General features: G+C 56.0%; 19 protein-coding genes. 8 read left to right on the top strand and 11 right to left on the bottom strand.

The window, feature by feature from the left end; all coding sequences use genetic code 11:
* The first annotated feature begins 212 nt into the window (after positions 1-212).
* A complete protein-coding gene (locus tag ABD920_RS23830) occupies positions 213-476 on the top strand; it encodes a hypothetical protein (protein WP_345163233.1) in 264 nt (87 codons plus the stop codon).
* 16 nt (positions 477-492) lie between these two features.
* Here ABD920_RS23830 and dnaE read toward each other — a convergent pair whose 3' ends face one another.
* On the bottom strand, positions 493-4,116 hold the full coding sequence (gene dnaE / locus ABD920_RS23825; RefSeq protein ID WP_345163230.1) for a DNA polymerase III subunit alpha: 3,624 nt from the start codon (positions 4,114-4,116) through the stop codon (positions 493-495).
* Positions 4,117-4,564: 448 nt separating this feature from the next.
* Between dnaE and ABD920_RS23820 the strand changes: the two genes are divergently transcribed.
* Positions 4,565-5,893 (top strand): MFS transporter, encoded by a 1,329-nt coding sequence (locus ABD920_RS23820; protein WP_345163227.1) that lies wholly within the window; start codon positions 4,565-4,567, stop codon positions 5,891-5,893.
* Between the two features lie 321 nt (positions 5,894-6,214).
* Here ABD920_RS23820 and ABD920_RS23815 read toward each other — a convergent pair whose 3' ends face one another.
* From ABD920_RS23815 to ABD920_RS23800, 4 genes are all read right to left on the bottom strand, one after another.
* Positions 6,215-8,713: a LysM peptidoglycan-binding domain-containing protein gene (locus tag ABD920_RS23815; protein WP_345163224.1), complete on the bottom strand. Its 2,499-nt coding sequence runs from the start codon at positions 8,711-8,713 to the stop codon at positions 6,215-6,217.
* 357 nt (positions 8,714-9,070) lie between these two features.
* Entirely contained in the window at positions 9,071-9,715 is a 645-nt protein-coding gene (locus ABD920_RS23810) for an O-methyltransferase (RefSeq protein WP_345163221.1), read from the bottom strand.
* Positions 9,716-10,015: 300 nt separating this feature from the next.
* On the bottom strand, positions 10,016-11,248 hold the full coding sequence (locus ABD920_RS23805) for a M16 family metallopeptidase (protein WP_345163218.1): 1,233 nt from the start codon (positions 11,246-11,248) through the stop codon (positions 10,016-10,018).
* A 105-nt stretch (positions 11,249-11,353) separates the two neighbouring features.
* Positions 11,354-12,103 carry a hypothetical protein gene (locus ABD920_RS23800; RefSeq protein ID WP_345163215.1) on the bottom strand — a complete coding sequence of 250 codons (750 nt, stop codon included), beginning with the start codon at positions 12,101-12,103 and terminating at the stop codon, positions 11,354-11,356.
* Positions 12,104-12,508: 405 nt separating this feature from the next.
* Between ABD920_RS23800 and ABD920_RS23795 the strand changes: the two genes are divergently transcribed.
* Positions 12,509-13,510, top strand: coding sequence for a glycosyltransferase family 9 protein (locus ABD920_RS23795; RefSeq protein WP_345163212.1), 1,002 nt, complete (start codon positions 12,509-12,511; stop codon positions 13,508-13,510).
* A 126-nt stretch (positions 13,511-13,636) separates the two neighbouring features.
* Here ABD920_RS23795 and moeB read toward each other — a convergent pair whose 3' ends face one another.
* Positions 13,637-14,722, bottom strand: a complete 1,086-nt coding sequence (gene moeB / locus ABD920_RS23790; protein WP_345163209.1) for a molybdopterin-synthase adenylyltransferase MoeB — start codon at positions 14,720-14,722, stop codon at positions 13,637-13,639.
* 472 nt (positions 14,723-15,194) lie between these two features.
* Here moeB and ABD920_RS23785 point away from each other — a divergent pair, with 472 nt between their 5' ends.
* Complete coding sequence (locus ABD920_RS23785) at positions 15,195-16,484, top strand: aminopeptidase P N-terminal domain-containing protein (protein WP_345163206.1); 1,290 nt, start codon at positions 15,195-15,197, stop codon at positions 16,482-16,484.
* 373 nt (positions 16,485-16,857) lie between these two features.
* The gene (locus ABD920_RS23780; RefSeq protein ID WP_345163201.1) at positions 16,858-18,321 is read left to right on the top strand and encodes an OmpA family protein; all 1,464 of its coding nucleotides are present in this window, start codon (positions 16,858-16,860) and stop codon (positions 18,319-18,321) included.
* 355 nt (positions 18,322-18,676) lie between these two features.
* On the opposite strand, the gene ABD920_RS23775 is transcribed toward ABD920_RS23780, so the two are convergent.
* The 5 genes from ABD920_RS23775 to ABD920_RS23755 form a co-directional block, all read right to left on the bottom strand.
* Complete coding sequence (locus tag ABD920_RS23775; RefSeq protein WP_345163198.1) at positions 18,677-19,600, bottom strand: aspartate carbamoyltransferase catalytic subunit; 924 nt, start codon at positions 19,598-19,600, stop codon at positions 18,677-18,679.
* A gap of 10 nt (positions 19,601-19,610) precedes the next feature.
* The gene (gene pyrR / locus ABD920_RS23770) at positions 19,611-20,159 is read right to left on the bottom strand and encodes a bifunctional pyr operon transcriptional regulator/uracil phosphoribosyltransferase PyrR (RefSeq protein WP_345163195.1); all 549 of its coding nucleotides are present in this window, start codon (positions 20,157-20,159) and stop codon (positions 19,611-19,613) included.
* Positions 20,160-20,528: 369 nt separating this feature from the next.
* The gene (locus ABD920_RS23765; RefSeq protein WP_345163192.1) at positions 20,529-22,022 is read right to left on the bottom strand and encodes a hypothetical protein; all 1,494 of its coding nucleotides are present in this window, start codon (positions 22,020-22,022) and stop codon (positions 20,529-20,531) included.
* 117 nt (positions 22,023-22,139) lie between these two features.
* Positions 22,140-22,544: an EVE domain-containing protein gene (locus ABD920_RS23760; protein WP_345163188.1), complete on the bottom strand. Its 405-nt coding sequence runs from the start codon at positions 22,542-22,544 to the stop codon at positions 22,140-22,142.
* A gap of 125 nt (positions 22,545-22,669) precedes the next feature.
* Complete coding sequence (locus tag ABD920_RS23755) at positions 22,670-23,077, bottom strand: hypothetical protein (RefSeq protein ID WP_345163185.1); 408 nt, start codon at positions 23,075-23,077, stop codon at positions 22,670-22,672.
* Positions 23,078-23,273: 196 nt separating this feature from the next.
* Here ABD920_RS23755 and ABD920_RS23750 point away from each other — a divergent pair, with 196 nt between their 5' ends.
* The 3 genes from ABD920_RS23750 to ABD920_RS23740 all read left to right on the top strand — a co-directional run bounded on the left by ABD920_RS23750 (position 23,274) and on the right by ABD920_RS23740 (position 26,497).
* On the top strand, positions 23,274-24,977 hold the full coding sequence (locus ABD920_RS23750) for a DNA polymerase/3'-5' exonuclease PolX (RefSeq protein ID WP_345163182.1): 1,704 nt from the start codon (positions 23,274-23,276) through the stop codon (positions 24,975-24,977).
* A 148-nt stretch (positions 24,978-25,125) separates the two neighbouring features.
* Positions 25,126-26,118, top strand: a complete 993-nt coding sequence (locus tag ABD920_RS23745) for a glycosyltransferase family 9 protein (protein WP_345163319.1) — start codon at positions 25,126-25,128, stop codon at positions 26,116-26,118.
* Complete coding sequence (locus tag ABD920_RS23740) at positions 26,105-26,497, top strand: hypothetical protein (protein WP_345163179.1); 393 nt, start codon at positions 26,105-26,107, stop codon at positions 26,495-26,497. The genes ABD920_RS23745 and ABD920_RS23740 overlap by 14 nt, the downstream gene beginning before the upstream one ends.
* The last annotated feature ends 164 nt before the right edge of the window (positions 26,498-26,661 follow it).

Below are 26,661 nucleotides of genomic sequence, written 5' to 3'. Positions count from 1 at the left end.
AAACATTGTCAACTAAATATATTGTTTAAATAGAATATATAGGGCTAAAAAAGGCTTTAAAGAGCGCTGAGGCCACTTTTTGCCTGACAGGCAGGTTGATGCAAGGCCAATGGTTGCTCAAATGCCCTGTTACTTTTTACTTCTGTATTTCCTGTTATAGGGGCAGAGAGGTTCGTATCCTTGTCTACATAAAAACCCTAACCCTTGGTCATATGAACACTTCAGCTACCCTTACCCGCCCTTATGGCTTAGATAGCCTCAGAGGAATGACTGGCCTGACCTCCTTCACTGCAAAGCCGACTGCGGCCCCAGAGGAAGATGCCCTCAGGTTTTCGACCACAGATGGGAGCATGATGACCTATAGCGCGGGAACAAACGCCGTGAGCAACGGGGCGGGCATATTCATCGGAGGCTATTTCGTAGGCCTGACAGATGAAAGCCTGCTCACCGGGAGCATGCCTTTCATCAAATACTAAGCATAAAAACAGTAGCCTAAATCAACTTACACTCCCCCAGGCCCATATCCCTGATCGATGACAGGAATATTTTCGGGTCAATTCTATATTTGCGGGAGTACATCGGCAGCACCAGTTTCTCTTCCGGCACGTGCAGCGTAATCTCTAGGCGTTTCTGGCCGGGACTTGCGATGATAGCACCCTCCAACGCCTCGGCCAGGTTTGGTGTGAAGTGCTGCAGGTTGATGTTGAGGTGCACGCCCTGCGCCATCTTATCGGTTATATCGCCAAGGAGTTGAATACTGGTGGGCTTCAGTTCCCACTGGTCCTCGGTCTTATACCGTAGCTGCACCTTACCCCGGATAAACAAGTATAAGCCTGTCTTCAGGTAAGGCGAGAACTTCATATAGTCTTCCCCGAAAAGCGCCATCTGCATGGTGGAGTCGTAATCCTCAATCGAGAAAAGCGCGAAGGGATTGCCGTTCTTGGCCGTCCGGATCACGACTTCCGACACCATGCCGGCCACATTCACATCGCGGCTTTTATATTCCTCGATCCTGTCAAGGGAGCAGGTGCAGTAGGAGTCGATCTCCAGCTTAAACTGGTCGAGCGGGTGGCCCGACATATAGAAGCCCACGACTTCCTTCTCCCGGCGCAGCATTTCGGCCTGTGTCCAGACCTGCACTTCCGGTATTTTTGGAAGCGGAGAGGCCACGGCGGCACTTCCCCCGAACAGCGACTGCTGCGCGGCCTGCTGCTCTGCCTGGTAATTGTTGCCGTAGCGCACCGACTTCTCCAGCAAGCTCATGCTTTCGCCCTCCGGCACTTCTATCAGCTGCGCGCGGTGGTACAGCCCCCATGAGTCGAAGGCGCCGGCCAGGGCCATGCTTTCGAAGGTTTTCTTGTTCACGGCCCGCAGGTTCACGCGCTTTGCAAAATCAAAGATATCCTGGTACAGGCCGTTTGCCTCGCGCTCCGAGATGATGGCATCCACGGCCGATTCGCCTGTCCCTTTGATCGCGGCCAAACCAAAGCGGATATGGCCCTGCTCGTTCACATTGAATTTCAGCAACGATTCGTTCACGTCCGGCCCCAGCACCTGCACGCCCTGCTTGCGCGCCTCCTCGATAAAGAACGTCACCTTCTTAATGTCGTTCATGTTGTTGGTGAGCACGGCAGCCATATACTCGGCCGGGTAGTGGGCCTTCAGGTAACCCGTCTGGTAGGCCACCACCGAGTAAGCGGCGGAGTGGGAGCGGTTGAAGCCGTACTGGGCGAACTTCTCCATCACGTCGAACACCTCGGAGGCTTTCTTGGGGGCGATTTTATGTTTTTCGGCGGCACCGGCAATGAACTTCTCGCGCTCCTCGGCCATCTTCTTCATGTCCTTCTTACCCATCGCGCGGCGCAGCAAGTCGGCGCCACCCAGGGAGTAACCGGCCAGGATCTGGGCCGTCTGCATGATCTGCTCCTGGTACACCATGATGCCGTAGGAGTATTCCAGAATGGGCTTGAGCAGCTCGTGCGGGTATTCCACCTCCTCGCGGCCGTGCTTCCGGTTAATGAAGTTCGGGATGAACTGCATCGGGCCCGGCCGGTAAAGGGCGTTCATGGCAATCAGGTCTTCAATGTTGGTGGGCTGCAGGTCCTTGAGGTACATGCGCATGCCCTCCGACTCGAACTGGAACGTGCCGATGGTGTCGCCGCGCTGGTAGAGCTGGTAGGTCTTTTCGTCGTCTATCGGAATAGCGTCGATGTCGATCTTCACGCCATGGTTTTTCTCGATCAGCTCGATGGCGTCTTTGATGATGGTGAGCGTTTTCAGGCCCAGGAAGTCCATCTTCAGCATGCCCGCGCTCTCAATCACCTTGCCGTCGAACTGCGTCACCAGCAGGTCGGCGTCTTTCGAAGTGGATACCGGTATATAATTCGTGATGTCGTCCGGGGCGATGATCACACCGGCGGCGTGTATGCCTGTGTTGCGGATGGAGCCCTCCAGCTTCTCGGCCAGGCGCAGCACAGCGCCCCGGGCGTCGTTGCCTTCCCGGATAGCGGCCAGCTCCAGGTTCTCGATAAACGCTTTGGCCAGGGTCGTGCCCGGGGTTTCCGGTACCATCTTGGCCAGCTCGTTGGCCTCGGCCAGCGGCAGGGAGGTAGAGCGCGCCACGTCTTTGATAGACGACTTGGCGGCCATGGTGCCAAACGTGATGATCTGGGCCACCTGCGTTTTGCCGTACTTCTCCACCACGTAATCAATCACGCGCTGGCGGTTCACGTCGTCGAAGTCAATGTCTATATCGGGCATCGACACACGCTCCGGGTTCAGGAAGCGCTCGAAGAGCAGGCTGTACTTGATGGGGTCGATGTTGGTGATGCCGACGCAGTAGGCCACCGCCGAGCCGGCCGCTGAGCCACGGCCCGGCCCCACGGCCACGCCCATGTCGCGGCCTTTGTTGATGAAATCCTGCACAATGAGGAAGTAACCCGCGAAGCCCATCGTCTCGATGATGCGCAGCTCGTAATCCAGGCGCTCCTGCACCTCTTCGGTTATCTCGCCGTAGCGTTTGGCGGCACCGGCAAACGTGAGGTGGCGCAGAAAGGCATCGGCGTTGGCGTGCTCCGGCGGAATCGGGAAGTTGGGCAGCAGGATGTCGCGCTTGAGCTTCGGCGGCGTGATCTTGTCCACGATCTCGTTGGTGTTGTCCACCGCCTGCGGCACGTCCCTGAACAGCTGGTTCATCTCGGCCTGCGTCTTGAAATAGAACTGGTCGTTGGGAAAGCCGAAGCGCGTTTTCGGTCCGGCCTCATCAATGCGGTTCAGCATCTGGCGGATGTTCGGGCTGCTGCCGTACTTGTTGCGCACGTTGTCCACGGTGTCGTAGATCACCTTCTGGTCATCCGACAGGAAACGGTAATACTTCGTCTGGAAATCCCCGACCGGCGTGCTCTGGTCCTCGCCCGTGTTCACGCACAGCAGGATGTCGTGCGCGTTCCAGTCGTCCTGGTCAACGTAGTGCGAGTCGTTGGTGCAGATCACCTTGATGTTGTACTTCTGCGCGAACTTCAGCAGCACCTGGTTCACGTCTTCCTGGCTCTTGCCAGTGCCGTCGATGTTCTGCAGGCCGTGGCGCTGCAGCTCTATATAATAATCCTCGCCAAACAGGTCGAGCCACCACTTCAGCAGTTCCTCGGCTTCTTCTTCGCCTTTCCACAGGATGGCCTGCGGCAGCTCGGCGCCGATGCAGCAGCTGGTCGCGATCAGGCCTTTGCTGTACTTCTGCAGCAGCTCCTTGTCGATGCGCGGCCACTTGCTATAGACCCCCTCTATATAGGACAGCGAGCAGAGCTTGGCCAGGTTCTGGTAGCCTTCCTGGTCTTTGGCCAGCAGCAGCTGGTGGTGGCGCACGTCCTTCAGCTCCTTTGTAAACGTCTTGAGGTGGCGGTCTTTCACCAGGTAAAACTCACAGCCCACGATCGGCTTCACGTTGTACTTGTTGGCCTCGGCCACAAAGTTGAAGGCGGCGAACATGTTTCCGTGGTCGGTCATGGCCACGGCGGGCATGCCATCGGCCTGCGCCTTTTTCATGAGCGCGGCGATGCTGGCCTGGCCGTCGAGCAGCGAGTATTGGGTATGGGTATGGAGATGCGAAAAAACTGGCAAGTCTCTGAGAATTAGAATTTAGAAATTATGATATAGAAATGACCTTTTGTATGGGCGGGCAACGATGCCTGCAGGTCATTTTCGGGATGTTAAAAGTACGCAAAATCGGGCGGCGGCCCAAACCAAAATGCGGCTTATTCGAGAACAAAAGTGGGGCCTTGTTAGTCTCAGACTCAGGAAGTTTTTCCGGGGTATATATGGCTAAGGTATGGGGTATTTACATTGTTAAACATGCTCCCCCTAAGCCCTCCAGGGAGAGGAATTTTCTGAAAGAGTAGTTTATCCCCCTACCCAGAGGGGCAGGGGTGGGTTATCAGGCATCAACAGATTAACGAAGTTTATGGATTGAAACTGATTTTATATATAACCTGCTGCTATATATACCATAACTCGGAGGCGGTGGCAACACGTAAGTAAAAGGCTGTGCCGGGAAGGAAACAAACATTGTATGGGAGAAGCTAAATCAGATGGAAAGTTAAGCGGGATGTTCCGGGCGCTGGAATCGCGCAACTACAGGCTGTTCTTTGTGGGGCAGGGCATTTCGCTTATCGGCACCTGGATGCAGCAGATTGCCCTTAGCTGGCTCGTGTACCGCCTCACCGATTCGGTGTTCCTGCTCGGGGCCGTCACGTTCTCCAGCCAAATCCCCTCTTTCCTGCTCGGCCCTTTCGCGGGCGTGGCCGCCGACCGGTTTGACCGGCACAAAGTGCTGCTGGTGACGCAGGCGCTCTCGATGCTGCAGGCTACGACCCTGGCGGTGCTGGTTCTCACTGAGTCGATTGAGATATGGCATGTGCTGGCCCTGAGCGCCGTGCTCGGCATCATCAACGCCCTCGATATCTCTACCCGGCAGGCATTTGTATTTGAACTGGTGGAGAAGCGCGAGAACATCAGCAACGCCATCGCCCTGAACTCCTCCATGTTTAATATGGCCCGCCTGGTGGGTCCAACCATTGCCGGGCTCATTATCGCGGTGGTAGGGGAGGGCATCTGTATTCTCATCAACGCCCTCAGCTATATCGCCGTGCTGGCCTCGCTGCTGCTGATGCGGCTGAAACCGTTTGAGCGGGTAGCGCAGGAGCGGAAGCCCTGGCAGTCGTTAAAGGACGGGTTTCAGTACGCCTTCGGCTTTCCGCCTATCCGGGCGCTGATCATGATTGTGGCGCTCCTGAGCCTGTTTGGGATGCCTTTCAGCGTGCTGCTGCCTGTTTTTGCCCGGGATATCCTGCACGGAGGCGCGAACACGCTGGGGTACCTGATGGGTGCCTCCGGTTTTGGGGCCTTAGCCGGGGCCATGTTCCTGGCGCAGCGGAAGTCGGTGGTGGGGCTGGGCAGGGTGATTGTGTTTATGATGATCTTATTTGGATCGTCCCTCATCGCATTCTCTTTTTCAAAGATGCTGCTGCTGTCGCTTGTGCTGATGCTGTTCACCGGTTTCGGCATGATCGTGTCGATGGCTTCCTGCAATACGCTGCTGCAAACGCTGGTGGACGATGACAAGCGCGGGCGGGTGATGAGCCTCTATGCGACGGCATTTATGGGCATGGCCCCTATCGGGAGCATGCTGGCCGGGGCCGTGGCCGAGCAGGTGGGAGTGGGCTACACACTGGCAGGCTGCGGGTTGCTGTGCGCGCTGAGCATTGTGCCCTTTGCCGCCAGCCTGCCCAGGCTCCGGCAAATGGTGTGGCCTATCTATGAGCGTTTGGGTATCGTGCCCGAGATCGCCTCCGGGCTACAATCGGCCTCTAACCTGGCGGCCCCGCCGGAGGAAAGATAGGTTCCAGGCGTGAGAACCTGATTTCGCCGGCACAGGGTTTTACCTATATCTTCCTGCCAAGCAACCAGATTTGCAGTACGATCTACCGGGCCAGAGGCACTGGAATAGCAAGTCGCACGCGAGGGCCCTCCAAAAATACACGAGGGAGGTACGCTTGCAAACACGAGCCGGCAGAAGGGCAACACTTACTTGCTTGCCTACATGAGAGATCAAATTAGAACCTATATCTAAAAACAGGACTTCATATAGAGCGAGAGCGGCAGCTATATATGGCTGTCGCTCTCGCTCTATATGAAGTCTCAATAGTCTAACGTTTATACGCTACTTCTTCTTTATCCGGAGTTTCTCGCCGATGCTCACGGAGAAATCGGATTTGTTGTTCCACTCCATGATGTCCTTGATGGTGACACCGTATTGGCGGGAGATCTGGTACATGCTTTCGCCGGTGGCTACGGTATGGTAGCCGTTTGCAGGCGCAGCGCTGGTCTCTGAATCCGTCGCTGTCTCCTTTTCTGGTGCCGCAGCGCGGGCGGGTGCCTGCACGCGCAACTCCTGGCCCAGGCGAATGCTGTTATCAGACAGGCCGTTCCAGTCGCGCAACTCCTCCAGCGACACGTTATATGTCTTAGAGATCAGGTAAAGCGTTTCGCCGGCTGCCACCGTGTGGTAGCCGTTGTCCGGGGCAGGGCGCGAAGCGTTATCGCTTTCCGCTTCTGGCTGTACAAGCGGCTCGGCTATATATAGTTCCTGGCCCGCGCGCAGGGGGGCGTCTCCCAGTTTGTTCCAGGCGGTGAGGTCGTTCACGGTCACGGCGTACATCCTGGAGATGGCATAAAGAGTCTCGCCCTGCTTTACGACGTGCCTGGCGGGTTTAGGGGCTGGTTGCGCCACCGCGGCAGGAGCCGCCTTTTGAGGGGAGGCCGGGGCCGGTTTAGACTTGGCTGCCGAGGTGGTGGCGGGCTCTACAAAGATATCTTTCACCGCTGCCGTGGAATCTTCGTCCGTTGCGGCTCCGATCACCCAGTTCTCTTCCTCTGCCGCTGAACTATCCTCTGCCACTGCAGGGGAGGTGGCGGGTACAGAATCCAGCAGGATATCAACTTCTTGCTCCGGAGCAGGCTCCCGGAAGATGAGCGTGGTGTCCGCCTGCGGGTACGTTACGGGCTTTTTCCTTTGCGGCGCGGCAGCAGGGTGCTGGGTTGTCGGTTTCTCTTCCGCAGAGGCCGCTTCGGTCGAGTCGGACTGGAAAGGGTCCATGAAACCGTCTTCCTCTTCCTGCGGTTCTGATTCCCTGGCGGGAACTGCCTTGCTGGCGGCAGTTGCCTGCGTGCGTACCGCCGGGGCAGGTTTTTTGGTTTCAGCAAGGATCGCTTCCTCCTCTTCCTCTATCCTTTCCTCCTGCTTAGGCGCGGGCTTCTCATCCTTGAAGCGTTTAAAGCTGTTGATGAACCTCCTGAAGATGCTTTCTTTCGGCGCGTTGTCCTGCTCCCCGGTTGCATCCGGACCGGATGCTGTAGCAGCGGCACCCTGGTTGTAACTCGGCGCTGCGGCAGCGGTTGCAGGCTGCTGCTGGCCCAGGTCGCGCACCTCCACCGGCGCGTGTGCCGGGCGGCGCTTCTGCAGCCACAGCACGCGGCCCGGCACCGGCACCTCCCTGCGGCTCATGCGGTTTTTGAACAGCAGGTAGTTCAGCCTGATGCCGTAGTGCTGCGAAATCTGCTGCATCGTTTCACCGGGCTGCACCACGTGGTACTCCACGCTGGCCGTCATGTTTTTCTTCTCGGTGTAGTAGGTAGCGCCCGGCTCGATCTTGTCGAAGTTGTGCAGGTCGTTATACTTCAGGAACTTCCGGGTGGAGAGACCCGCCTGCCTGGCCAGTTTGTCTTTCGTGTCGCCGGGGCGGGCCACAATGGTGTTCAGGCCGATGCGCTCTGCCCTTACCAGCACCGCCGACGACCTTTCTTTTGCGGCCGGCGCAGTGTCTTTCGATGCCAGCAGGCCGGCATCGCTGCCGTTGCGCACCGGCACCATCACATAGTAATCCTTATCCGAAGGAATAGAACCGCCTAACAGCCATTTGTTGTATTTCTCGAGTTCTGCATAATCGGTCTTGGTGGACATCGCAATGTCGGCCAGACTCTGGCCGGGGGTGCCGCGCATCTCGCGCAGCGAAAGCGCCGGCGGGTTGTTTTTCCCTACAAAGGAGTCGTAGGCGATTTTGTGGGCCAGGAACGTGAGCACGTAAGGGTTTACCCGCTCCGTTATTTCCATTCTGCGGGCGCCGTTGTCTGAGGGCTTGGTATAGGGCTTGGCGCCGGAGTAGCCCAGGTAGTAAGACAGCAGGGAGTTTAGCCAGTTGTTGTAATAGTTGTTGCTGCGCAGGAAGTATTTGGCAGCGCCGCGGCTCGCCTCAATGATGTGGCGGCGCTCATCCACCTTATTGTCCATGCGCAGGTTAAAGTCGGAGGCGGCCTCGCGCTTAAACTGCCAGTAGCCCACCGCGTTCGACGTGGACACGGCATCGCCGATCAAACCGCTTTCCTGCAGGGCAAGGTACTTGTAGTCGTCCGGCACGCCTTCCTCCCTAAACACCCGCTCGATCACCGGGAAGTAGGCGTCCGCCAGGTCCACTTTCATCTTAAAGTAGGTCTGGTTGCGGTGCAGGGCGTCTACCTTCTTCTGGATTTCCTCCTGCGCCCCGTTCGAGAGCGTGAGGTGTATATCGGCAAAGTAAACGTTGCGGGGCACTGTAATAAGCTGCGCCAGTGCCAGCAGGGGCAGAAACAGGAGGGCAAGAAGGCTGCTGAAGGATTTTCTCATGGCTTGGTACTTTACTTTTGGCTAAATGTTGATGCTGCGGCTCTACTTACTGTTGAGTTGGTGCTACTTAAATAGCTATGCGCTAATATGTTTGAAAGATAATATAACGCTTCGCAAAAATAACGCAATTTGCCTCGCATTTTAAAACGCTTCACCAACTTCTTTCCTTATATTTTTGATGCCTATATAGCTGCCCTGCAGGCTGAATTTATAAGATTGTTGGGTAACGCGCAGTGCCGTAGATCGTTATGTAGAGGTGTTGAAAAAATGTGTCTTTTGGCAGCACAAAAAGAAAAAATGGAGAACGAATCCCGTTCTCCATTTTTTATATATAAAATCTCGTCTATATATAATGCTTCAGATTTTACGTGCCACCAGCAGGCCGTCGCGCACCGGCAGCAGGATGTTTTCGACGCGGGCGTCTTCGTGTACTTTCCGGTTGAAATCCATTACGGCTTTGGTGTCTTCGTCGAGCTTGCGGCGGTATTTCTCCAGCACTTTGCCGCTCCACAGCACATTGTCCGCAATGATCACGCCGCCCGGGCGCACCTTGTCGATCACGAGGTCATAATAGGTGGCGTAGTTGATCTTGTCCGCATCGATGAACACCAGGTCAAAGGTAGCATTGAGGGTAGGGATGATATCCAGCGCGTTGCCTATCTGGTAGCTGATGCTGTCGGCCAGGCCCGCTTCGGCAAAGTAGCCGCGCACGCGCTCTTCCAGTTCCTCGTTGATGTCGATGGTGTGCAGGGTGCCGCCCGGCTGCAGCCCCTCGGCAAGGCAGAGGGCAGAGTAGCCGGTGTACGTGCCGATCTCCAGGATCTGCTTCGGCTGCAGCATCTTCGAAAACATTGCCAGTAGCCGCCCCTGCTGGTGCCCCGACAGCATGCGCGGCCGCAGCACGCTCAGGTGCGTCTCGCGGTTTATCCTGTGCAGCAGCGCAGGCTCCGGGCTGGTGTGCTGCTCGGCATAATGCAGCAGGTCTTCGTCTATGAACTCCATTTTGATGGCTGGTTTGTAGTTGATTGTTGTTTGTTAGTTGCTACCGGATTGTTAATTGTTAGTTGCTGATTGTTTATGGATATATGGTTTAATGGCTTAATGGTTAAATTGTTGATTTGTATAGTGGAAATTCACACAAACCATTCACCCATATATCATAGGACTTACGCAAATAGAACTATATCCAAATTGGGCCGTTTTTGTGTGTTTTCACCAACCACTTACCGGTGAAAACACGCGTCCAGGGCGATTTGAGTAAGTTCTATATAAATTTAACAATCAGCAACTAACAACCAACTATCACGCCGGCACATAATTCAGGAAGCTGAGCTGGTCTTCGCGCAGGGCGTCGTTGGCGATGTCCAGCAGGTCAGTGGCGGTGATGTTTTTGATCTGGCCGAAAATCTCGTTCAGCGAGTCTACGCGGTCCTGGTCGAGGATGCTCTTGCCGATCATCATCATCAGGCCCATGTTGCTTTCCTCGGCCATGGCCAGCTGCCCCATCAGCTGCTCTTTGGCTGTGTGCAGTTGCAGCGAGCCCAGCGGTACTTCGCGCAGCTTTTTCAGCTCCTTCAGCACCAGCGAGGTAGTTCGCTTCAGCTGCTTTTTCTCCGTGCCGAAGTAGATGGTGAGCAGGCCGGTGTCTATATAGGTGGCGTAGTTGGCGTCGATGGTGTAAACGAGGCCGTGCTTCTCGCGCACCGCCAGGTTCAGGCGCGAGTTCATGCCGGGGCCGCCCAGCAGGTTCACGAGCATGAAGAACGGGATGCGGCGGTCGTCGGAGAGGGCGTAGGCCGGGCAACCTAATACACAGTGGGCCTGCGAAATCGGCTTCTCGATGGTCACCGACTTCGGTATATAGGTACTGAACGGCACGCGCTCCCGCTGCTTTTTGATCTCCGGGATATCCCCCAGGTATTTCTCCGCCAGCTTCAGCACCTTCTCGAAAGGCAGGTTGCTGACCGAGCAAAAAATGAGGGAATCGGTGCTGAGGTTGCGGGTCAGGAAATCCAGGAAATCCTGTTTCTCGAAGCGCGACACGCTTTCTTTGGTGCCCAGGATGTTGCTGCCCAACGGGTGGGTATCATAGACCACGGCGTCAAACTCATCCACAATGGCTTCCTCGGGCGTGTCGAGGTACATCGACATCTCCTCCAGAATCACGCCGCGCTCTTTCTCGATTTCCCGCTCCGGGAATACCGACCGGAACGTGATATCCGTCAGCAGCTCAAACGACTTGTCGAAGTGCTTGTCCAGCACCGAGGAGTAGAAACAGATCTTTTCTTTGGTGGTGTAGGCGTTCAGCTCGCCGCCCACCGACTCAAGCCTGTTGAGGATATGGAACGACTTCCGCTTTTCGGTGCCTTTAAAGGCCATGTGTTCCCAGAAGTGGGCAATCCCAGTCTGGTTGGGGAGCTCGTCGCGGCTGCCGATGTCCAGGATAAACCCGCTGTGGGCAATCTTGGTGTGCAGCACCTGCTTGTGTACAATGCGAATCCCGTTGGGTAAAGTATGGATATGGTAATCAGGCATTCAATCTAAAATTAGCCTGCAAAGGTACGGGAAAGCACGATGAGTTAAAAGAGCTATGTAGAGGGGGGGAAAGACCTGAAAATAAAATGCACCTGCGCTGGCGTGCTACCTTTCCTTCGCCTTGCTGCCCACGTTAATCACCACGCCGAGCGAGAACACGGCATAGCCGGCAGTGAGGGCGTCACCGTTCTTGAGCCCGAAGTTAGAGCCGCTGGTATACTGCAGCTGAACCGACGGGTTTAGGGTAAGGCGCGTGTAAAAGATGGGCTCCAGGAAAATATTGGTCTCCTCTTTCTGCGGCACACCGTTCAGCAGGTGTTTGCTCATATCCACATAGCTGGCGCGCAGGGCGGTCCCGTAGTTCATCGGAAACTCCCGGCCCAGCAGGCGCAGCGACTTCCTGCGTTTGGAGCTGAAGTTTACCTGCACAAAGTACTTGCTGAAGCTGGCCTCGCGGCGCTCGTAGGTCATGTTGCCTTTCTCGTCCTCGTCTTTCTCGGTGCGGTCGCTGCTGCCCCCGCCAATGCCGCCGTAAACTTCTAACACGCGGTTGTTGTTGGGCCCGAACGAAGTGAAATAGCCGCCGCCGGCCTCCAGCAGGTTATGCTGGAAATCGCGCTTCCGGCGCTCGCTGTTCAGCATCGACCCGTTTGCCACCACTGCAAAATGGTCCGTAACGGCATAGGCGGTATTAAACGTGATGTTGCCTTTCGGGGTGATATGGCCACCTGCGCTCAACTCGCCCTTCTGGGTGAACATGGGCACGTTGGGCACGTTGGGCATATAGGTGGAGACGCAGCCTGACATAAATAGCAGCAGGCTGAGGAAGCAGATAAGGGGTAGGGTTCTTTTCATATCGTTATATAGGCAGCGGCGCAGGTGCTGCGCTTTCTTTTCACAAGTCATGGTTCATGCGGTGCAGGACGGATGCCCCGGTTCGCTGACTGCAGCAGTTTCTGGTTCAGTTTACTCTGCCGTCAGGACAGCGGCTATATATCAACCTGGATTTGTACGGCTTGTAGCCGGGCGCAAATATCATGACTCCAATCCATATATTATATAGTTTCCGAAACTATTCCGTTAAGGCCTTTCTAATGTTAGTTTAAAAACTGCCGGCTTTTTGGGGTATTGCGCCCTGTGTTTTATCTTGCTGTTTCGCCTATACATCAGCCCCTTTTTGGCAGGGCGCCGGCTGCTTTTCCATCCGGTTTGCGCGCCATTTTTAACGGGTGTAGTTTTGCCGGGAGCAGTGAAAGCAGCATGAACAAAATTCTGATTATACAAACCGCCTTTTTGGGGGACGTGGTGCTGGCGACGGCACTGGTGGAGAAGCTGCATGCCTTTTACCCGGAGGCCCGGCTCGACTTCCTGCTGCGCAAGGGCAATGAGGGGCTCCTGACAAAACACCCGCTGCTGCGGCAGGTGCTGGTCTGGAATAAACAGGAAGGCAAGTACAAAAGCCTCCGCAAACTGCTCCGGCAGATCAGGGCCGAGCGCTACGACCTGGTGGTGAACGTGCAGCGCTTCGGGGCCACCGGCATCCTCACGGCGCTCTCGGGCGCAAAGGAAACGGTCGGTTTTGAGAAAAACCCTTTCTCCCGCCTCTTCACCCGGCGCTACGTGCACGATGTGCAGTCGGGCACGCACGAGGTGGAACGCAACGACCTGCTCATCCAAAGCCTGACCAACGCCATTCCGTCCAGACCGAAGCTTTACCCCAGCCAGGTGGATTTCGCAAAGGTGCAGGAGCTGAAACAGGAGCCCTATATCTGCATGGCTCCTACCTCGGTGTGGTTCACCAAGCAGTACCCGCAGGCGCAGTGGGTGCAGCTCATCAACAGCCTCGACCCTATATATAAAGTATACCTGCTGGGCTCGCCTGCCGATAAAAAGCACTGCGACGAGATTATCAGCCAAAGCACCAATCCGCGGGTGGAGAACCTGTGCGGGCAGCTGAACCTGCTGCAGTCGGCGGCGCTGATGCGCGATGCGGTGTTGAATTACGTGAACGACTCCGGTCCGATGCACCTGGCCTCGGCGCTGAACGCGCCCACCTGCGCCATCTACTGCTCCACGGTGCCGCGCTTCGGCTTCGGCCCGTTAGCTGACTTTGCCCGGGTGGTGGAGCGGGAGGAGCCGCTCTACTGCCGCCCCTGCGGCCTGCACGGGTACAAGGCCTGCCCCGAAGGTCACTTTAAGTGCGCCCGCGACATCCGCACCCAGCAACTGCTGGACGTGCTGCAGCAGGCGGTTAGTAGCTGATTGTTAGTAGCTGATTGTTAATTGGTGGTTGCTGATTCTGTATAATTCTCCTTCAGCATCCCCTCAGATACCGCGTATTGATAGCCTCGCAGCGTGCGCAGTTCCTGCAAGCGTCTGGTGCTACGCCTACTCTGCATCCCATGCTGATAATCCTCCCGTCAGGTTGTAAAATCGCACCTCCGGGAAGCGCTCCAGCAACACAATAATCGCTTGCCTGCTCCGCACCCCCGACTGGCAGTGCACCACCACCTCCGGCTGCAGTTGCAGCTCGTCCAGCCTTTCAGGAAGCTCAGACAAGGGCACTAACGCCCCGTCGATGTGAAAGGCCTCATACTCATGCGGCTCCCGCACATCCAGAAGTTGCACCTGCCTGCCCTGCTCCCGCCAGTGCCTATATTCCTGCGGAGATAACTCTATGAGCTCTCCCGGGCTTTCAGCGGTGCAAACACTTTCATAGCTGGGTTGCAGCTTCGTTACCTGGTCGGCCATGGCGGTGCGTGGAACTTTGACAGCATAGAAGCGGAGGGCAAGGGCATCGAACAACAACAGTTTGCCGGCGGCCACCTCGCCCATGCCGGTGATCACTTTAATCGTCTCGTTGGCCTGCAGCGTGCCAATAATACCAGGCAGCACGCCCAGCACCCCGATCTCGGCGCAGTTGGGTACTTCATTGGCGCCGGGCGGCTCCGGGAAGAGGCAGCGGTAAGAGGGGCCGTTCTTATAATTAAACACCGTTACCTGCCCTTCAAACTTAAAGATGGACCCGAATACCAGCGGCTTTTTCAGGATAGTGCAGGCGTCGCTTACAAGGTAGCGCGTGGGGAAGTTGTCGGAGCCATCCACCACCACATCGTATTGCTGCACCAGTGCCAGCGCATTCTCTACGGTGATGCCCTGGCCATGCACCCTGAAGTTCACAAAGGGGTTCTGCTGTGCCAGTTTTCGGGCGGCAACTTCTGCTTTGGGCTGGCCCACGTCGGCGGAGGTATATAAAATCTGGCGGTGCAGGTTGCTTTCGCTCACCGTGTCCATATCGGCAATGCCGATGGTGCCCACGCCGGCGGCAGTCAGATACTGCAGCACCGGGCAGCCCAGGCCACCCGCGCCTATCATCAGCACCTGCGCCTGTTTCAGTTTCTGCTGCCCTGACACGCCCAGCTCCGGCAGCATGAGCTGGCGGTTGTAGCGCTCCGTTTCCTCTTTGCTAAACATTGCCTGCTGTTATATATATGGTTTTGCAGAATCAAATCCGCTGCTTTCGCTGCGCCACGGCTAATCCGGCGCGGCTGCACCACTCCGGCCGCTGTGCGTCAGTCGTAGCGCACATGCCTGTAAAGATACGTCAAATGCAAACTAAATGCATAGAAGGAGGTAGCGGGAGGGAGCCGGTATATAAGTTGGTATATATATAAAGAGCCAGCCTATATATAACTACACAGGCGCAGGCATCCTGCTGCTGTGAGTGCTATGTGGGTTGGGGCAGAACAACGCGGTTGGCTACTGGTTCACAGGGGAATAAATAAGTTGCCGTAGCCCTGGGCCTGTGTGTGCCGCATCTGGAATTATTGCCCCGGAAGAAGGCAGGCGGTGCAAGGGTTTGGTGCACGAGTTATTTAATTGGTAATTTTCTAGTAGATTTAAACTACATAGCCATTGTTTCAACAAAGAAAGAATTCCAGGCAAGATGAAATATCAACCTATTGACCATGCCCTTTTCGAGCGCAACCGCCGCCGCTTTGCGAGTCATTTAAAGCCCTCCTCCGTAGCTGTCTTTCACTCAAACGATGTGATGCCGACAAATGCCGACGGAACCATGGCGTTCCGGCAAAGCAGCGACCTTTTCTACCTCTCCGGCGTGGACCAGGAAGAAAGTATCCTGATGCTTTTCCCGGACGCGAAAGACGAGCGCATGCGGGAGGTGCTGTTTGTGCGGGAAACAAATGATCATGTGCTGACATGGGAGGGATATAAGCTCACCAAGGAGCAGGCCCGGGAGATATCCGGCATCGAAAGCATCCTGTGGACGCACCAGTTCAAGCAGGTGCTGGCCAGCCAGTTGTTTGAGGCCGAGCACATCTACCTGAACACGAATGAGCACCTGCGTGCCGTGGTAGAGGTGGAGACGCGCGATGCCCGCTTTGTGAAATGGTGCCAGCAGCACTACCCGCTGCACAGGTACGAGCGCAGCGCGCCCATTATGCATCAGCTGCGCGCGGTAAAGGCAGAGCAGGAGGTGGCGCTGATTCAGCAGGCCTGCGACATAACGGAAAAGGCTTTCCGCCGCCTGCTGGGGTTTATCAGGCCAGGCGTGAAGGAGTATGAGATTGAGGCCGAGCTATACCACGAGTTTCTGCGCAACCGCTCCCGGGGCCCCGCCTACGCCTCCATCATCGCGTCGGGCGGCAACGCCTGCATCCTGCATTACACGGACAACAACCAGGAGTGCGAAGACGGGGAGCTGGTGCTGATGGATTTCGGGGCGGAATACGGCAATTACGCCGCAGACATGACGCGCACGGTGCCAGTGAACGGCAAGTTCACACCGCGCCAGCGCGAGGTATACGATTCGGTGCTGACCGTGATGAAGGCGGCCTCGCAGATGCTGGTGCCGGGTAACACCCTTGACCAATATCACAAGTTTGTGGGCACCGTGATGGAGAACGAACTGATCAGGCTGGGGCTGCTGAACGAGAGTGACGTGCGGAACCAGGACCCTGCCAAGCCGCTCTACAAAAAGTACTTCATGCACGGCACCTCGCACCACCTGGGCCTGGACGTGCACGACGTCGGCAACAGGTTCCGGCCATTCGAGGCGGGTATGGTGTTTACCTGCGAGCCGGGAATTTATATCCGGGAGGAGGGGATTGGCATCCGGCTGGAGAACGACGTGCTGGTGACGCCGCACGGCCCCCGTGACCTGATGAAGAATATCCCGATAGAAGCCGACGAAATTGAACAACTGATGCGCCGGTAAGTAGATTTAAGCAGGAAATAGTTGAAATTATAACGCAGACGGCCAGCAGCCGCCTGCGTTATTCATTGTACTGACACTTAAATAAAGGCGTTTGCTTCAAAATAAATTGCCTTGTACAACCTTGCGCCATGGTTTCAGTTTGATGTATTGTACCGGCACGCGCCTTGGCTAAATTATATAACCACTGAGGTGGCAGTGAAGGGATTATCATGTTAACCTGTTTCCTACGCCTATGCAAAAACTTCTCCTCCTTCTGAATTTTAGTGCAGCGGATCCCTCCACGTTTCTTGGCAAAGGTTTGTTTTTTCGGAATAACAGAAACACCTTTGCAAACATGCACGTATTGTCATATCAAAATATACTTTGTAAAATCATGCAAACACAAATTACAAAACTAAGTAGACTAGCTCTTGCGCTGGTGTTCTTGCTCACGGCAAGTAACCAGCTTTTTGCGCAAAGCTCAGATCAGAAGACCAATCTCCAAATATACGGAAGTGCCTTACAGTACAGGGGCGACCTGAATGACGACAACGAATTCAGTGATCCGGAGTGGGGAGCAGGTCTGAATCTGAACCGCTACATCAGTCCGTCTTTCGATGCTGGTTTGCAGTTCACATATGGCAGACCTGAGATTGAGTCTTCCACACTGGGGCAGTTTGAGGCGAAGATGGGTACCGCCATGCTGGCCCTGCGCCTGAAAATGTATGGTACTATTCTGAAAGAGGACGCCTTTATCGGGCCCTACCTGCAGATTGCCGGTGGTGGTGCATGGGCCAACACAGACGCAACACGCGCTGACGGCACGCAGCAGCAGGACGAGAAATTCTTTACCTCTGCCCTGAAAGGTGGCGCCGGTATCCGTTTCCGCTTCTCTGATGCGGTAAGCGCATTTGTGGAGACCAACTATATGATCATCGGCCAGGACAAGATCGATGGCTATGATGTTGGGGAGAACGACCGCTTTCTGATGCACAACGTGGGCCTGGGCTTTAACTTAGGAAAAGCCAAAGACACAGACGCTGACGGTGTGCCGGACAGAAGAGATGATTGCCCTGACACGCCAACAGGAGTGCAGGTAGATAAGAAAGGTTGCCCACTTGACGGTGACGCTGACGGTGTTCCGGATTATCAGGATCAGTGTCCTACTGAAGCTGGTACAGCCGCTACGCAAGGATGCCCTGACCGAGACAGTGACGGCGTAGCCGACAAAGATGACCGTTGCCCAGACCAGGCAGGTACTGCCGCTATGCAGGGTTGCCCTGACGCAGACGGTGACGGTGTGGCAGATGACCAGGATCAGTGCCCAGACACGCCAGCCGGTGTGCAGGTAGGCCCAGATGGTTGCCCGGTAGACTCTGACGGCGACGGTGTTCCTGACAACGAGGATAACTGCCCAACTTCCCCGGGTACAGCTGAAACAAACGGTTGCCCTGAGCTGGACGAAGCAACGCTGAAGTTACTGGAAGAGAAAGTGCGCTTCGAGTTCGACCAGGCCCGTGTGCAGGATTCTTACAAGCAGTTGCTTGACAGCATCGTGGTTGCCCTGACCAATTACCCAGACCACGTGTTGCTGATCAAAGGACACGCTGACTTCATCGGTTCAGAAGAGTACAACCAGGCGCTGTCTGAGAAGAGAGCAGAAGCGGTGAAAGAATACCTCATCGAGCAAGGCGTTCAGAACCCAGACCGTTTGGTAACGAAAGGTTATGGCGAGACGCAGCCGCTGGTAGAAGTAAACGAGCGTCTGTCACGTCGCAGAACTGAAGCTGCACGAGCAAGAAACAGAAGGGTTGGATTCGAAATGAATACACCTGGCATGGAGCTCGACCTTGAATAAGGCAAGCACAAGTGAACAATAAAAAACGCCGCAGGTTATCCTGCGGCGTTTTTGCGTTAACCGGGGCAAGACAATGATTCCGTGTTGATACTACTGCGCCGCAAAAGCATCCTGGGGATAGTGTATATATAAAAAGGCAGCCACCGTGTTCACAGTGGCTGCCTTTTTATATATGGCTATGGCGAAGCTTCTTCTCCAAGATCCTTCCAACTCAGTGGTATCGCGGCCAGTTTGTGTAGGAGCGGAGCCTGGCTATGAAGCCATATATAAACCTCGATAAAACAAAAAAGCGCCTGCTGCTCCGTTGAATGGGAACAGCAGGCGCTGCTGTTTATCGCGTTAACTTCAATGGCTGCTACTGCTTCTGCGCGAGCAGAAACAGCACCGCCATCCTGATGGCCACGCCGTTCTCTACCTGATTCAGGATGATCGAGTGGTGCGAGTCGGCGGCATCGCTGCTCAGCTCCACGCCGCGGTTGATCGGTCCGGGGTGCATCAGCGTGATTTGCTTGTCGAGGCTGTCGAGCATTTTCTTGTCGATGCCATAGTAGAGCGTGTACTCGCGCAGCGACGGGAAGTACTTCATCTGCATGCGCTCCAGCTGTATGCGCAGCACGTTGGCCACATCGCACCATTGCAGCGCCTTCCGCACATCCGTCTCCACTTTCACGCCCAATTGCCTGATATGCTTCGGCAGCAGCGTGGTAGGGCCGCACACCATCACCTCGGCCCCCAGCTTCTGTAGCGCGAAGATGTTGGACAGCGCCACCCGCGAGTGCAGGATATCGCCGATGATCACCACTTTCTTGCCGGCCACCTCACCGAGGCGCTCACGAATCGAGAAGGCGTCCAGCAGGGCCTGCGTCGGGTGCTCGTGCGTGCCGTCGCCGGCGTTCACGATGTTGGCCTGGATGTGGTTTGAGAGGAAGTGCGGTGCGCCGGGGCTGGAGTGGCGCATTACGATCATATCCACCTTCATGGCCAGGATGTTGTTCACCGTGTCCAGCAGCGTCTCGCCTTTCTTCACAGAGCTGCTGCTGCTGCTGAAGTTGATCACATCGGCAGAGAGCCTTTTCTCGGCCAGCTCGAAGGAGAGGCGCGTGCGCGTGGAATTCTCGAAGAAAACGTTGGCAATGGTGATGTCGCGCAGCGAAGGCACTTTCTTGATCGGCCTGTTCAGCACATCCTTGAAATTTTCGGCCGTCTCAAAGATGAGCTGGATGTCTTGCGGGGTGATGTCTTTGATGCCTAACAGGTGCCGGACGCTGAGCTCTTGCATGGGGGAGGGTTTAATCTTCGGTTTTGGTAATGAGCCATATACTATCTTCTTCGGCCTGCTGCGCCTTCCACTCCACCAGCACGCGCTGGCTCTGCAGCGAGTTTACGTGGCGCCCCACATACGTGGCCTGTATCGGCAGGTGGCGCGTGTAGAGGCGGTCGATGAGCACCAGCAGCTCTACGCTGGCAGGGCGGCCGTAGGCAATCATCGCATCCAGCGCTGCCCGCACCGAGCGGCCCGTGTACAGCACGTCATCCACCAGAATCACTTTTTTGCCCTCGATCAGGAAATCCACTTTGGTGGCGTTGGCGGTGAGCGGCGTTTCGCGGCGGCGGAAATCATCGCGGTGGAAGGTGGTGTCGAGGTAGCCGGTTGGCACTTGCCTGCCCAGTATGGTAGCCAGGGTGCTCTGGATGCGTTGCGCCACAAACCTGCCGCGCGGCTGCAGCCCCAGTATCACAGATTCAGAAAAGTCGCCGTGGGACTCAATGAGCTGGTGGCAAAGGCGCAGCACCATGATCTCGAGTAATTGGTGGTTTACGATGAGTCTTTTCTGCATAGCCGGATGTATCAGTTGCAAATATAACGCACCGGATTAAGAAGCGGAAATTATTCTTATGTGGGGAAATGGTTGAATGGCTAAATTGTTGAATGGTTGAATTGATGAGGGGCTGTTACTTTGAGAGTAGCTCGGCGCATATGGAAAGCGCATTCTCTTTAGGCCCAGCCCCCCGAAAAGGATTAGGCGGGGCAAGGGTGGTTGGATTAAGTCTGCACAGAGCTTGAGCGCAAGACTAACTTCAAGTTGATATATAAGTAATTTTATATATAAGTAAAAGGTCAAGAGCAGACCAGCTATATATGGCTTTGTTGCATAGGGCCAACTAATATATAGTTCCCACAATTTAACTATTCCTCCCTGCCTTCATCAAAACGTAATCTTGTTGATGTAGAAGACGGTGCGGGAACCGCCCTTCTTTGGCTTTACGCGCTGAAACCCGAAAGCTGCGAAGCTGCTGCCATACCAGCGGATAATGCCGGGGCTGATGGTCTCCTGGATCTTCTCGTCCTCTTCGTAGGTCAGCAACTCCATTTCTGTTTCCTCGTCCACGAATTTATTGCGGTCCATTACGCGGTAAATGATTTTCTCCTCTTTCGGGTACGCCATCACCACCCTTCCGTCCGGCATCCTGCCAACCTCGACCGTGTGCACCAGCTTGAACGTGACGATATCCTTGAGCGGGAAAATATTGTCCCAGAGCAGCACGCCCTGCTTGTCGAAGCCCAGTGCCACGGCATGGGTCCGCTTATAGCCCTCCTGCTGGCGCCCTCCCATCGAGATGGTCCGGTCGAGGCCCCAGTTGTTGCCGCCGCCACTGGTGTACTGCGGGTAATACACCTCGGCAGCCAGTATATAGCCGGTGGGGGTGGGGATCAGGTCGTGGAGCAGGAGGCGATAGCGGTAGCGCGGGTTCTTCCCCTGCTTCTGCCGGACGGCCTCCCGGCGGCGGGTGCGCTCTTCCTGGCGCGGCTTCAGGTACCTGAAAAAGTTCTCGAGGTCCAGCATGCTGTAAAACCTCCCTTCTTCGTCTACCACGGTGGCGGTCACGGGCGTTGTGAAAAAGCCCTGGTTGTACTGCAGGTCGCGGGTGCCGTAAGTGCCGAACAGCATTCGCCCGGAGCTGTCGCCCGGGGTGATCTCGGCGTGCAGCAGGCGCCGGTTTTCCTGCTGCAGGATAAACTGGCTGCTGAGCAGGCTGCCGTTGGCATGAAAGCTCTTGACCTGCAGCCGCGAAATACGCCCGTTCGACTCCGACAGCACCGCATCTACCCGCTGCCGCGCCGTGTCGGCCAGGAGATCAGAAAAGGTGGACTGGTTGCCGTACACCGATGGCAGCAGCTGCACCTCGCCAGAGCGGGGGCTCAGGTGTAGCAGCAGGGGCTTCTTCTCTTTTTTGTTGTTCCCGATGATGAAGTAGTTGCCCTGCAGCACCACGAAATCATACACTGCATCAATCTGCTCCAGCTCATACCGCTTGTGCTGCACCTGGCCGGTGTTGTTGTTTAGCCGCACGAGCGTGTACTGCTGCAGGTCGTTCTCCCCAAAAATAAAGTGGGTGTAGGGCGCCTCAGTATAATGGCGTAGAAATTCGCTGTCGGCTGCGATGGAAATGGTGTCAGACCATACAGGCTCCAGGCGGGAATCGTATTTGGTGAAGTGGAAGATGACCGCTGAATGCCAGACATCACTTGTGCTGTGGTAAACCAGCAGGCTGCTGTCCGGAAGCGCGATGACCTCCGCCTCTGTTGCCTCGAGGTCGAACGGCAGCTCGAGGCGCACAGGCTGCTCCGGCTTCTGGGCCAGCAGCGGGAAAAACAGCAACAAGAAAAAACAGGTGAGCAGGTAACGAACAGGAACCATACATAATAGGTTGTAAGCGTTATCAGGTACGGGTAGATATAACAAAGCAGCTAAAGCATTGTACTGCATTTAGCTGCTAATCGTTGTTATGCCCGCCTGCTTTTTGCCGCCAAGAGGTTAGTTGCCCAGCGCCAGCAGGATGTCGAATTCCTCTGAAGTGAGGGGCATCACCGACAGCCGCGACTGGCGCAGCAGGGCGATGTTCTCAAGGCGCTTGTCCTTCTTTATCTGCTCCAGGGTCACGGGATCCTTGAAATCGCGGAAGGGCACCAGGTCCACCACCACCCATTTCGGGTCGTCGGCAGAAGGGTCGGGGTAGGCGGCTTTGTCTACTTTGGCGATGCCCACCACGGCCTTTTCAGATACGCTGTGGTAGTATAGCACTAAATCTCCGGGCTGCATCTGCTGCAGGTTGTTGCGCGCCTGGTAGTTGCGCACGCCGTCCCAGGTGGCGCGGCCGTCCCGCACCAGGTCAGCCCAGGCATATTTTTCAGGTTCTGATTTTACAAGCCAGTGTTGCATGGGTAATTATATAGGGATGTATGGTTGATGAAAAGACAAAGCCGAGGAAGGCGGCGCTTGTAGATGCCTGAGCCAGGCTGGGTAGATTCTCAGGGTGCCTCTGTATATATAGCCCTGCTTCGCTTTTACTGCCCGCCCGGCACGGGGAGGCGCCTTACCTTCAGCACGCCGTCCTCCAGCGAGAGGATCTCCACCTCGTAATGCTGTGGCGGGTTGCTCTCAGGCTTCATCCGGACCTGCACCCTGTGTTTGTCTACCTGCTCCCACTCTCCCACATGCTCCTCCAGCCCGTCGGTGGGGGCAATCTCGTAGCGCTTGATCACGCCGCCAGATTCCAGGGTAAAGCCGGTGCGGCCGCGGGAAGGCGGAAATTCATAGGTGTTCTGGCGGTACACCACAGTGTCGCCGGCGTCTTCCTCATAAGAGTGCAGCCAGGTCTTATCAACCAGTTCGGCAGCCAGTTTATCGCTTTTCCGGCAGGTGGCAGCAAGCAGCACGAGGCTCAGCAGGCAAAGCAATGATGCGTATTTCATGTATCAGGATAGGTTTGCAGGGCTAAGGTAGGGATTTCTTCTTGTATATAGAAGCCTGCTAATGTAAAACCAGCCCTTGGCGAAATGCCACGGGGGCGCAGCTGTGCCCCCGGCTGGCGGCAGCGGCGAATATAGGCCGGGCAGCAGAGAAGGTTTGGCGGCATTTCCTATCTTTGTAGCTATACAGGAAAGCGCTTTGGAAAATAAGAAGATCATAAAACTGTTTAAGCTGGCGGCCGAGCTGCTGGAACTGCACGACGAGAATCCGTTCAAGATTCGCTCCTATATAAACGCCGTGGGAACCCTCGAGCTGGTGGAGGCCCCTTTGGCCGGTATGGGGCAGGCGCAACTGGAGGGCATTGCCGGGGTAGGCAAAGGCATCGCCGCCAAAATCGTGGAGATGAACACCACCGGTTCTTTCGAGGAGCTGGACCAGATGCTGGCCGCCACGCCACCGGGCGTGGTGGAGATGCTGCACATCAAAGGCATTGGCCCCAAGAAAGTGCGCGCCATCTGGAAAGAGCTGGGCACCGAGACGGTGGAGGAGTTGCTGGCCGCCTGCGAGCAGGACAAACTGAGCAAACTGAAAGGGTTCGGGGCCAAGACACAGGAGAACATCCGGCAGGCGCTGCTCTTTACGCAGCAAAACCGGGGCAAGCTGCTGTACGCCGAGGCCGAGCCCGCCGCGGAGGAGCTGCTGCACAGGATACAGGAGGCCTTGCCCGGGGCGCAGGTAGCGCTGGCAGGAGCGGTGCGCCGCCGCTTCGAGATCGTGGAGAAGCTGGACATTGTGGTGGCCACGGACGCGCCGGCAGCGGCAGAAGCCGCCCTGAACCGGATAGAGGTGCTGCAGCAAAACGAAAAAGACTCCGGTCCGCTGGTCTGGCGCGGGCAGCATCTGGTCAGTGGCCTGGAGACCGATATATACCTGGCATCTACCGCCTGCTTCGGAAACGAGCTGCTGCTGCGTTCTGCCGCTAAAGCGCACTTAAGCCAGGTGTTTGCTGCCGGTAAGTGCATGATAACGGTGGTGCGGGAGGGAAAATACGCCACTGAGGAAGATGTATATGCCTCGGCCGGGATGGCCTATATAGAGCCGGAACTGCGCGAGGGCACAAACGAGCTGCAACTGGCCATGGAGAACAAGCTGCCTACGCTGCTGGAGCTGTCTGACCTGAAAGGCAGCCTGCACAACCACAGCACCTACTCCGACGGCGCAAACACCCTGGAGCAGATGGCAACCTACTGCCGCGACATGGGCTATGAGTACTTGGGTATCTGCGACCATTCTAAAACAGCATCCTATGCCGGCGGTTTGCGGGAGGGAGATGTGCTGCGGCAGCAAAAGGAGATAGAGGAGCTGAATAAGAAGCTGGCCCCGTTCAGGATATTCAAAGGCATCGAGTCGGACATCCTGGGAGACGGGTCTTTGGATTATGATCCGGATATCCTCCAGACCTTCGACTTTATCGTGGCGTCCATCCACAGCTCGCTGAACATGGACGAGAAGAAAGCCACCGCGCGCCTCATCACTGCCATCGAAAACCCCTACACCACCATGCTGGGCCACCCAACGGGCCGCCTGTTGCTGCGCCGCGAGGGTTACCCGATCAACCACAAGGCCGTGATCGATGCCTGCGCTGCCAACAACGTCATCATCGAGATCAACTCCAACCCGTGGCGCCTGGACATCGACTGGCGCTGGGTGCAGTACGCGCTGGAGAAAGGCGTGATGCTCAGCATCAACCCCGACGCGCACCACACCAGCGGCTACGACGACATGCGCTACGGCGTGCTGGTCGGCCGAAAGGGCGGCCTCACGAAAGAGATGACGTTCAACACGAAATCGGCAGCGGAGGCGGAGCGGTATTTCCGGGAGCGGAAAGAGAAGATAAAGTAGGCCCGTTATATATAAAATAGCCGCTTCAAACATAAAACCAGAGCCATAAGTAACGCTTCCAGACTTGCAAGGCGATTGTACAAAAGCAAGTTTGCCGCCTATATAGCTATAAAGCGTAAACTTGCGGCAGGACACGTCTGACTACAAGATGCCTAAAATCCTCATACTGCGTTTCTCCTCCATCGGCGACATTGTGCTGACGACGCCCGTGGCGCGCTGTGTAAAGCAGCAGGTGCCGGGGGCGGAGGTGCATTTCTGCACCAAGCAGGCCTTCCGGGGCATCCTGGCCAACAACCCCTATATAGACAAGGTGCATGTGCTGCAAGGCACCCTGAACGAGCTGGTGCAGCAGCTGAAGGCAGAGAATTTTGATTATGTCGTAGACCTGCACAACAACCTGCGCACACGCGTCATCAAAGCGCGGCTGGGCAAGCCCGGCCGCAGCTTCAACAAACTGAACTACGAGAAGTGGCTGATGGTGAATTTCAAGCTGAACCGGCTGCCCGACGTGCACATCGTAAACCGCTACCTCGACGCAGCAGCCCCCCTTGGCGTGAAAGACGACGGCAAAGGACTGGATTACTTTATACCGCCGCAGGACGAGGTGGATTTGCAGAACCTGCCTGCGCCATTTCGGCAGGGGTACGTGGCGTTTGCCATCGGGGCGCAGCACTACACCAAGCGACTGCCTACCGAGCGCATCATCGAACTGTGCGGGCGGCTGCAGCAGCCCGTTATCCTGTTGGGAGGCAAAGAAGACGCCGCCACCGGGGAAGAGGTTGTCGCATACTTCGAGTCACGAAACACGACACACCATACACGAATCTACAACGCCTGCGGCAGGTACAGCCTCAACGGCTCTGCCTCGCTGGTAAAGCAGGCCCGGAAAGTGGTAAGCCACGACACCGGCCTAATGCACATCGCCGCTGCCTTTCAAAAGAACATCATCAGTATATGGGGCAACACCATCCCGGAGTTTGGCATGTACCCCTTCCGGACGCGGTATAAAGTGCTGGAAGTGCACGGCCTCAGCTGCCGCCCCTGCTCCAAGATCGGGTACAGCAAGTGCCCCAAAGGCCATTTCAAATGCATGCGGGATATTCGGTTCAATGATTTAATGTTCGAGCATGCCGAAGCTTAACCTAACCTGGCAGGAGACGGACGCACAGTTTCTGGAGGCGTTGCTGCTGGCCACAGGCGGAGAGGGAGGAGCCACCCTTCCGGATGTGTTGCTGATGGCTGACGCCATTGACGGTACCGTGTTTTCGTTGCAGGAAGTGGAGCAGGCGCTGGAGAAACTGGTGGCGATAAACTACATCCATGTGCAGAAGAATAAACTGTCGCTGGCGGAGGGGTTTCTGCAGGCCTATACACCCCTGGAGGGGGAGGAGGAGCAACTGCTGCAACTACTTGAGTCTAATGAACTGACAGCGGAAAAGGTAGAAGAAGCCAGAAGCACCCTGAAAAAGTATAAGCTCAAAAACCACTACCAACAGTATATGGAGCAGTATGGCGGGTAGTGCAACCCATCTCTGGCGCCGGAATCCATCCGGTGACGCACGGTGGGCAACGAGTCTCCAGACTCGCCTGTATACTGCCAGGTATATATAAACCAGCAAACCTGCAGCTTGGGGCAGCGCAGATTTTATTTTACATACGAACTTCAGCTAAAGTGCTGTGGGTT

Source organism: Pontibacter saemangeumensis (genome assembly GCF_039541895.1).
GTDB classification, from domain to species: Bacteria; Bacteroidota; Bacteroidia; order Cytophagales; family Hymenobacteraceae; genus Pontibacter; species Pontibacter saemangeumensis.
Note: the sequence above shows the minus strand (reverse complement) of the source record. Positions and strands in the feature narration are given on the sequence as shown.

Coding starts and splice junctions, on each gene's coding strand:
- ABD920_RS23830 (WP_345163233.1), top strand. CDS start 213: ATGAACACTTCAGCTACCCTTACCCGCCCTTATGGCTTAGATAGCCTC.
- ABD920_RS23820 (WP_345163227.1), top strand. CDS start 4,565: ATGGGAGAAGCTAAATCAGATGGAAAGTTAAGCGGGATGTTCCGGGCG.
- ABD920_RS23815 (WP_345163224.1), bottom strand. CDS start 8,713: ATGAGAAAATCCTTCAGCAGCCTTCTTGCCCTCCTGTTTCTGCCCCTG.
- ABD920_RS23810 (WP_345163221.1), bottom strand. CDS start 9,715: ATGGAGTTCATAGACGAAGACCTGCTGCATTATGCCGAGCAGCACACC.
- ABD920_RS23805 (WP_345163218.1), bottom strand. CDS start 11,248: ATGCCTGATTACCATATCCATACTTTACCCAACGGGATTCGCATTGTA.
- ABD920_RS23800 (WP_345163215.1), bottom strand. CDS start 12,103: ATGAAAAGAACCCTACCCCTTATCTGCTTCCTCAGCCTGCTGCTATTT.
- ABD920_RS23795 (WP_345163212.1), top strand. CDS start 12,509: ATGAACAAAATTCTGATTATACAAACCGCCTTTTTGGGGGACGTGGTG.
- moeB (WP_345163209.1), bottom strand. CDS start 14,722: ATGTTTAGCAAAGAGGAAACGGAGCGCTACAACCGCCAGCTCATGCTG.
- ABD920_RS23785 (WP_345163206.1), top strand. CDS start 15,195: ATGAAATATCAACCTATTGACCATGCCCTTTTCGAGCGCAACCGCCGC.
- ABD920_RS23780 (WP_345163201.1), top strand. CDS start 16,858: ATGCAAACACAAATTACAAAACTAAGTAGACTAGCTCTTGCGCTGGTG.
- ABD920_RS23775 (WP_345163198.1), bottom strand. CDS start 19,600: ATGCAAGAGCTCAGCGTCCGGCACCTGTTAGGCATCAAAGACATCACC.
- pyrR (WP_345163195.1), bottom strand. CDS start 20,159: ATGCAGAAAAGACTCATCGTAAACCACCAATTACTCGAGATCATGGTG.
- ABD920_RS23765 (WP_345163192.1), bottom strand. CDS start 22,022: ATGGTTCCTGTTCGTTACCTGCTCACCTGTTTTTTCTTGTTGCTGTTT.
- ABD920_RS23760 (WP_345163188.1), bottom strand. CDS start 22,544: ATGCAACACTGGCTTGTAAAATCAGAACCTGAAAAATATGCCTGGGCT.
- ABD920_RS23755 (WP_345163185.1), bottom strand. CDS start 23,077: ATGAAATACGCATCATTGCTTTGCCTGCTGAGCCTCGTGCTGCTTGCT.
- ABD920_RS23745 (WP_345163319.1), top strand. CDS start 25,126: ATGCCTAAAATCCTCATACTGCGTTTCTCCTCCATCGGCGACATTGTG.
- ABD920_RS23740 (WP_345163179.1), top strand. CDS start 26,105: ATGCCGAAGCTTAACCTAACCTGGCAGGAGACGGACGCACAGTTTCTG.